General features: G+C 68.6%; 2 protein-coding genes. Both read right to left on the bottom strand.

The features are described from left to right. Positions 1 to 3,934, bottom strand: a 3,934-nt coding sequence (locus Q8814_RS22440) for an amino acid adenylation domain-containing protein (RefSeq protein WP_330154192.1), incomplete at its 3' end; no start/stop codon positions are given. Between the two features lie 229 nt (positions 3,935 to 4,163). Next, positions 4,164 to 8,396: an amino acid adenylation domain-containing protein gene (locus Q8814_RS22435; protein ID WP_330154191.1), complete on the bottom strand. Its 4,233-nt coding sequence runs from the start codon at positions 8,394 to 8,396 to the stop codon at positions 4,164 to 4,166. Positions 8,397 to 8,416 lie beyond the last annotated feature (20 nt).

Genomic DNA, 8,416 nt, shown 5'->3' with positions numbered 1-8,416 from the left:
CTTCGAGGGTCAGCAGCAGCGACCGCTCGCCCCACTGCGCCGCGGCCAGTGCGAGCGCGGTGAGCAGCCCGTCGGCGGTGCCGCTGCCGTACAGCGCGGGCAGGCGGGTCAGGACGGCGTCGGTGACGGCCGGGTCGAGTTCGACATCGACGCGTTCGGTACCGGCGAGAGTGTCGACGGCCGGGTCGAGCGGTGCGATGCCGGGCAGCGGTCGGGCACCGGCGAGGGTGCTCTGCCAGTGGCCGATCTCGTCGGCGTAGGTTCCGTCGCGGGCGACATCGTGCAGGGCGTGCGCCCAGCGGCGGAAGGACGTGCCGACGGGAGCCGGCGCGGGTTCTCCACCCGCGGCGATCTGCATCCATGCCTGCCCGAGATCGGGCAGCAGCACGCGCCACGACACCCCGTCGACGACGAGGTGGTGCGCGACGAGCAGCAGCTTGCCCTGCACGCCCGGTGCGGCGACGTCGAACCAGACGGCGCGCAGCATCGTTCCGGCCGCGGGATCCAATGTGCCTGCGGCACTATCGCATTCGGAAGCAACGATGCGATCGATCTCGGCGACATCGGCGACGGGCACCCGCGTGATCAGCGCATCGGTGTCCACCACAGCGGTGCGAACCTCCCACGCCTCGTCGCGCAGCACCGAGCGCAGCATGTCGTGACGGTCGAGAACAGCGCCGAGCACGCCGGAGAGGTGTTCGACGGTGAGGTCGGCGGGGGTGGTGACGAGCACGGCCTGGGCGAACGTGGAATAGTCTCCACGCCCGAGCATCTCGTGCACGATCGGGGTCAACGGAACATTGCCCACACCACCACCGGGCAGTTCGGCCATCACCGTGGCGGTGGGCACCGCCGCCGCGACCCGGGCGAGCGCGGCAATCGTCTTGTGCTCGAAGATCTGTCGTGCGGTGATGTGCAATCCGGCGGCCTTGGCGCGGGCGGCGAACTGCATCGCGACGATGCTGTCGGCGCCGAGCGCGAACAGCGAATCGTCGACACCGACCTGTTCGACGTCGAGCAGGCCGAGCGCCACGTCGGCGAGAATCTGCTCGGATTCGGTTGTGGGTGAACGGAATTCGGCCGATGCGAACCGCGGCGCCGGCAGCGCGGCGCGGTCGAGTTTACCGGCGGGGGTCACGGGGATCCCGGCGAGTTCCATGACGGCGGCGGGCACCATGTGCGAGGGCAGTGTGCGTCCGAGGCTTTCGAGCAGCGCCACGGCGTCGAAGGGGTGACCGGCTTCCATCCGCACGTACGAGACGGGGACGGTGGAGTGACCGGTGTCGTGGACGACGGTCGCCGCGTAGTCGATCCCGGTCTCGTCGAGCAGCGCGGCGTCGATCTCGCCGAGTTCGATGCGGAATCCGCGGATCTTGACCTGGAAGTCGGAGCGGCCCACGAAGTCGAGGTCGTGGTCGAGGGTCCAGCGCACCTCGTCGCCGGTGCGGTAGAGGCGGGCGCCGGGCTCGAAGGGGTTGGCCACGAAGCGGTCTGCGGTCTGCCCGGGGCGGTCGTGGTAGCCGCGGGCGAGAGCCGGTCCGCCCAGGTACAGCTCGCCGACGAACCCGACGGGCACGGGCCGCAGCCGCCGGTCGAGGACCACGGCGGTGACGCCGTCGAGGGGGCTGCCGATGGTGATCGGGCCACCCGGCCGCAGCGGATCGCCGGCGGTGACGACGATGGTGGTTTCGGTGGGGCCGTAGCTGTTGGTGAACCGGCAGCGATCGCCGAAGCGCTCCACGAGGTCGGGGGTGCACACGTCGCCGCCCACCACGACCGCTTCGAGGTCGGCGAGGCCGGCTGGGTCGACGGTGGTGAGCACGGTCGGCGCCGAGACGATATGGGTGACGCGCTGGGTGCGCAGCAGGTCGGCGAGGTCGTCGCCGCCGAGGATGTGCGCCGGCGCCACCACCATGGCTGCGCCGGCGCTGAATGCCTGCAGCATCTCGAAGATCGACGCGTCGAAACTCGCCGACGAAAACCGCAGCATCCGTGACGAGGTGGTGAGCCCGAGCTCGGGGCGGGCGTCGGCCGCGAACGCCGCGAGCCCGCTGTGGGTGACGACGACGCCCTTCGGCGTGCCCGTCGACCCGGAGGTGTAGATCATGTAGGCGGGATGCGCGGGGTGCAGATTCGGCGGCGCGGCAACGGGATCCGATGAGGAACGGTGATCGTCGACGGCGATCCAGCGCGGCCCGGCCGGCAGTACCGCGATGCGGTCGCGGACGGTGAGGCCGAGCTGTGCCCCGGAGTCGCGGATCATGTAGGCGATGCGCTCGGCCGGCAGCGCCGGGTCGACGGGCACGAACGCGGCGCCGGTCTTGGCGACCGCCCACAAGGCGATCAGCGCCTCGGCGCTGCGTTCCATGCTGAGCACCACGAACGTCTCGGGTGCGGCACCGGCGTCGCGCAGTTCCCGGGCCAGCGCGTCCGAGCGCGTCTCGAGATCGCGATACGACAGCACACGATCGCCGTCGATGATCGCCGGCCCGTCGGGATTGCGGCGCACACCGTCGGCGAGCAGTTCGGGCAGCATCCGCACGGGCCGGGGCGCGGGTCCGTGGAACGGGACGAGGGTGTCGCGTTCGTCGTCGTGCAGTACGTCGAGCGCGCCGACGGGGCCGTCGCAGGCCACGAAGTCGTCGAGGAATTCGACGAAGCGGGCGTGGTGGGATCGCAGCTCGGCCTTGCCGTACAGGTTCGGGTTGGCTTCGAAGTCGATGTGGGCACGCTGCTCGGGAGTGCTCGGGTAGATGTTGAGCGAGAGGTCCTCGACGGGCCCGGTGCTCAGGACGTGCAGTTGTGCCACACGATCGCCGAGCCGGATGTCGTTGTGAAACATCATAATGTTGATTGCGGGTCCGAAGAACCCGCGGTCGGCGCTGCCGTAGCCGGTGTCGCGGCGCATGTCCTCGTGCCGGTACCGCTGGTGACGCAATGCCCCGGTCAGTTCGAGTTGCACCCGCTCCATGATCCGGGCGGGGGTGTCGTCGGGTCGCACGGTGACGCGGATCGGTACGACGTTGGAGACCATGCCGCCGGAGCGGCGGAGCTTGACCGTGGTTCGGGCCGAGACGGGCAGGCTGAGCACGACGTCGCTCTCCCCGGTCACCCGCGCCAGGAACGCGGCGAACGCGGCGACGACGACGGCGGCGAACGTCGCCTGCTCGCGTGCGACGAGGAGACGGTCGACGGCGTCGGCGACCCGTTCGGGGAGCGCCGCGCTGTAGCGCACGGGGTGGGGTCCGACGGGGGCCGCACGGCCCGCGAGGCTGATGGGGTGCGGCAGATTGCCGATGCGGTCGGCCCAGTAACTGCGGTCGGTGACGAACCGCTTGGAGTCGCGGTAGCGGTTCTCGTCCTCGACGATCTCCGGCAGGGCGCTGACGGCGAACGGTGCGGGATCACGGCCTTCGATGGTGGCGTTGTACCGCTCGGCGGTGCGGGTCATGAACGTCATCGCGCCGAAACCGTCGAGGGCGATGTGGTGGATGCGGGTGTAGACGAAGTGACGGTTGTCGGCGATGCGCAGGATCACGCACACGATGAGCCGGTCGCGCAGGACGTCGAGGGGACTGCCGTACTCGGTGCGCATCCATTCGAGGGCGGCGGCCTCGGGATCGTCGTGGTCACGCAGATCGATGATCGTGGGTTCGTCGTCGAGCCCGGGATCGACCACCTGGAAGGGGATGCCGTCCACCTCGTAGAGGCGCAGCATGCCGGTGCCGAGTTCGCGGGCGGTGGCGGCGCCGGCGTCCGAGAGAGCACGGGCGTCGAAGTCGCCCGGGACGTCGATGTACTGGGCGATGGTGAGGGGAACGTCACCGAGCAGGTGCTGGGCGAACCAGATGCCGCGCTGAGCGGAGGAGAGCGGGAAGCCGACGAGTTCGAGACCGTCGGACGGATGCAGGTCTACTCCGGGCTGCGCTGTCACACTTCTCCCCACCCGACGCTGCGCGACGGAACTGTTATACGGATTTTCCCTGTCCGTAATGCAGCTTTCCGCAGCGTGCGGGTACCGCGCAAGCACAGCGCCCGTTTTCTGGGACGGATGTTGATGCGTGACAAATTGTGGTCGTGATGCTCGAGAGGTCGAGGCCAATAAACGGGAGCGTGCCCCTCACCGGACCTCGGTGGGGAGGCACGCTTCGTTCGAGTGGCAGCTACCGCGCGAGACGCTCGCGAAGGACCGGACCGATCACCTCGAACGCTTCGGGTGCGGTCATGTCCCAGTGCACCACCGGCACCGGATGATCGATCACGCTTCCGGTCACTGCGCCGTTCCATCCCACCGCGCCGGCCCCGGCCGAGCTGTGGCCGGAGGTGGCCGTGAAGTACACGATGTCTCCGTGGAACCGATTCGGCCGATACTCCTCCATCAGCCGGACATTCCGTTCGGCATCCACGGTCAATCGTTCGACTGCGCCTGCGACGCGCTCACGGGGCAGCCCGGTCGTCGTAGCCAACTCAGCGACGATCGAGGCGGGATCCCACGTGTCGTGCGCGGCCGATGCGGCCGAATCCAGCCCGAGTCCGCCGAGCAACTCCCCCATCGACACTTGCCGGATGTCGGCCTGCGCCGCGACGGGCCCCGCAAAACTGTCGAGCATCGCCAGAATTTCCACCGTCTCCCCGGCGGCCTGCAGTTGAACCGCCATCGCATGCGCGATGACTCCACCGAGCGACCAGCCCAGCAATCGATACGGGCCGGACGGATACACTCGCCGGATTTCGGTGATGTAGCGATGTGCAAGCTCGTCCAGCGAGCCGGGGCAGAATCGGTCGTCGACCACCCCGGGGCTCTGAACCCCGTACAGCGGGGTGTCGACATACTTCGACAGGCCCGAGTAGGGCCACGCGAGACCGGCGATCGGATGGATGCAGAACAACGGCGCGCCGGAGCCGCCCGCATGCAGCGGCAGCAGCGTCGAGAACGGATCGCCTACGGTGGCGAGGTCGTGCTCGAGCCTGTGCGCCAGCGCCGCGGTTGTGGTCTCCGTCAACAACCACTGGACCGGCACCGTCCGACCCAGGGCGCTCTGGATCTGCGCGACCGCGCGGATCGCCAGGAGCGAGTGTCCACCGGACACGAAGAAGTCGTCGTCGAGCCCGATGCGCTCCTGACCCAGGAGCTCCGCGAATACACCGGCCACCACACGTTCGACATGAGTAACCGGTGGCCGGTATTCCCTCGGCGACACCGACTCGGGAATCGGTAGCGATCGCCGGTCGAGCTTGCCCGACGGCGTCAACGGCAGGGTGTCGAGCACGACGAGGAAGGTCGGCACCATGTACGCGGGCAGGATCTCCCCCAATTGCCGGCGAACCACGTCCGTGTCGAGCGCGGTGCGAGAAACCAGGTAGGAGACGAGAACCTCCGTACCGGTATCCGATCGGCGCACCGTGGTCACCACGCTGTCGACATCCGAGACCTCGCGGACGGCCGCGTCGATCTCACCGAGTTCGATGCGCAACCCCCGCAGTTTCACCTGCTGATCGATTCGGGCGATGAAGTCCAGGCGTCCGTCCGGTCGGCGGTGTACCAGATCTCCGGTCCGGTACATACGCCCGGCCGCAACCGGATTCGCAACAAATCGCTCGGCAGTGAGAGCTGGCGCCCCCAGATAACCGCGCGCCAGGCCGCCACTCGCGAGGTACAGCTCACCGCTCCCGCCCGGCGGCACGTGCCGCAAACGGTCGTCGAGAACGAGTGCGGTGACACCCGGAAACGGGCTCCCGATCGTGACATGCTCACCGACGACCGTCGCGGTCGCAACGACCGTCGACTCCGTCGGGCCGTAGGCGTTGATCATCAACCGGTCCGGCACCTCGGAGTGCGACGACCACAGCGCTGCAAGTTCGGGAGGCAGGGCTTCTCCTCCCACCGCGACGACCTGCAGGCCATCGGACCGCTCCGGATCGAGGGAGGCCAGAACCGCGGGGGTGGACAGGAAATGCGTGACCCGCTGGTCGATCAGGAACTGCTGCAACTCGTCGCCGGCAAACACGTCGTGCGGCGCGACGACGAGGCACGCGCCGGATGCGAAGGCGAGGAGCATCTCCAGTTGCGCAGCATCGAATGCCGGATTGTAGCCTTGCAGCACACGGGAATTCGGTGTCACGCGGTAGGTGTCCACCGCCCAGGATGCGAGGGGACCGAGCCCGCGGTGAGTGACGACGACCCCTTTGGGCACCCCGGTCGAACCCGAGGTGTAGATGACATATGCCGCCTCGTCGACCGATACCGGTACCCGCACAGGGGCTGCCGAGCCGGTGAGCGAGTCCATCGGGAGCCAGTGGACCCCCGCACCCACGTCGGCAGCGGGAGGCTTCTCGCAGATCCCGACAACCACTGCCGCCCCGCGCATTTCCTCGTCGATGCGATGCGGTGGCTGGTTCGGGTCCAGAGGGAGATATGCGGCACCGGTTTTGGCGACCGCCCATACGGCTACGACGAGTTCGACCGAACGCCGCAGCATCAGCGCGACGACGTGACCGCGGGCGACACCGGCCGCGACGAGTTCGTGTGCCAACCGGTTCGACTGCTCGTCCAGTTCCCGATATGTCAGGGTGGCGCGGGTGTCGGCCACGGCCGGCAGTTCCGGATGACGCGCCGCCGTCGCGCTCAGCATCTCGGCCAACGTCGTCGGCGCGTCCGGAACCTCGCCTTCGAGGAGGCCACCGGATTCCAGCGGAATGTCTCGCACTTCGGTCGCGGGGGCCGCAGCTACCGATTCGAGGATGCCCCTGAGCTGCCGCGCCATCGATACCGCGACCGACTCGTCGAAGAGCTCTCGAACAAACCGGATTTCGATATCGATGCCCGACGGCTCGGCACCGGTCGATCGCTCACGGAACGCGACGAGCAGGTCGAAATCCGCTGCGTCGGCCCGATCCTCATCGCTTCCCGATGCCAACCCGACCTGGGGACGCCGACCCCCCAGCAGATCTGCAAGCGCATCGAAGGGGACGTCGGATGCTCGCACCGCTTGGAAGTCGAAATCCTTTGCTGCTCGCACCAGCTCACGAAACTGTTGTCGCGCATCGACGACGGTCCGGAGGGGGACCACATTGCGGTCGGCGCCGGATCCGACGGAAGTGCCGACAATGACGTCGTTGTCCGGGCAGAGTCGCGACACCAGCGCCGCGAGCGATGCGTGGACGAGGACGAACATCGAGGCGCGCTCCTGCTGTGCGAGCACGAGCAGCGCGCGGTGACCCGCCTCCGGCAGGTGGGTCGTGGCGGTGCCGACCGTCCGGCTCGCACCGGCCGCGGGGTTACGTTCGATCTGAAGCGGTGCGGGAGTTTCGATGCCGTCGAGCGCGCGACGGCGTTCGGTCAGGGCCTCTACTGCCGGATCGGGGCGCTCGACAGGCCGGGGACGATGTTCGTCATCCCAATACGCGGAGACGCCCTGGCGATACATTCGACTTCCGGGAGCCCCCAGCGGATTCGCCACGAATGTGACTGCCGTCCAGCCCGGCCGGCCCTCGAATCCCCGGGTCCATCCCGGCGCCGGCGCCGCGAGATAGAGCTCTCCCACCGAGTCGAGGGGTACCAGGCGCAGTCTGGTGTCCAGGAGGATCGCCGAGACCGGGCCGTCCGGCGCACTCGACCACGCCTCCGCCTCGGATGGATCGAGAAAACCGAAAAGGTCGTCGAACAGTGCCGGGTCGGACGGAATGCGTCTCCCGCCGCCCTCGCGGTCGGCGCGTCCCGAACGCTGTCGGTTCCGGATCAGGTTCGACATGCCGAGTTGGGTGATGCCCAGGCTTGCCGGGGACCCGAACGGCGTGGACACATGGCTGACGCACGCCACGTGATCGAGCCGTGTGGGTCGCAGGTTCTCGGGGTCCGGCACGGGTCCGGCGCCGCGCGCTGCGGCCACGTCGATCCACGTCACTCCGACCGGCACGAGATTCGGATCGGCGGCGATCGCTGCCACCACTCCGGCGTCGGCGCAGAGAAGTGCCCGGCTCTGTTCGGGAAGATCCGGGGCGATCGGGACGGGCGCAGCGCCGCTGCGGACCACCGCCCACAATGCTGCGGCCCGCTCGCCCGACATCGGGAGGATCACCGCGACTCTGTCTTCTGCGCCGAGACCGCGCTCGACGAGGTTCCCGGCGAGCCGCCGGGACCGGTCTGCCAGGTCGCGGCCGTCGGCACCGTAGTCGGCGCCGTGAACGCCGAGGTACTCGTCGAGTGCGTCGAGGAGGGTCTGCTCGACGCCGGCCGCCGACGTGGCCGCCCGCGAGACGGCGGCGTGTTCCGCGGCATTGAGAATCGGATCAGGGCGCCGTAGTTGTTGATTAGCGACCCCGTGAGCTGGGGTTTTCGTTTTATTCGAGGTGCTGTCCGGGCCGGTGGAGCGGGCATGGGGACAGGGATTGATCATGGGTGTGTCTTACGCATCCA

The organism is Rhodococcus chondri (genome assembly GCF_036327435.1).
GTDB classification, from domain to species: Bacteria; Actinomycetota; Actinomycetes; order Mycobacteriales; family Mycobacteriaceae; genus Rhodococcus; species Rhodococcus chondri.
This window is presented reverse-complemented; position numbering and strand designations above follow the sequence as displayed.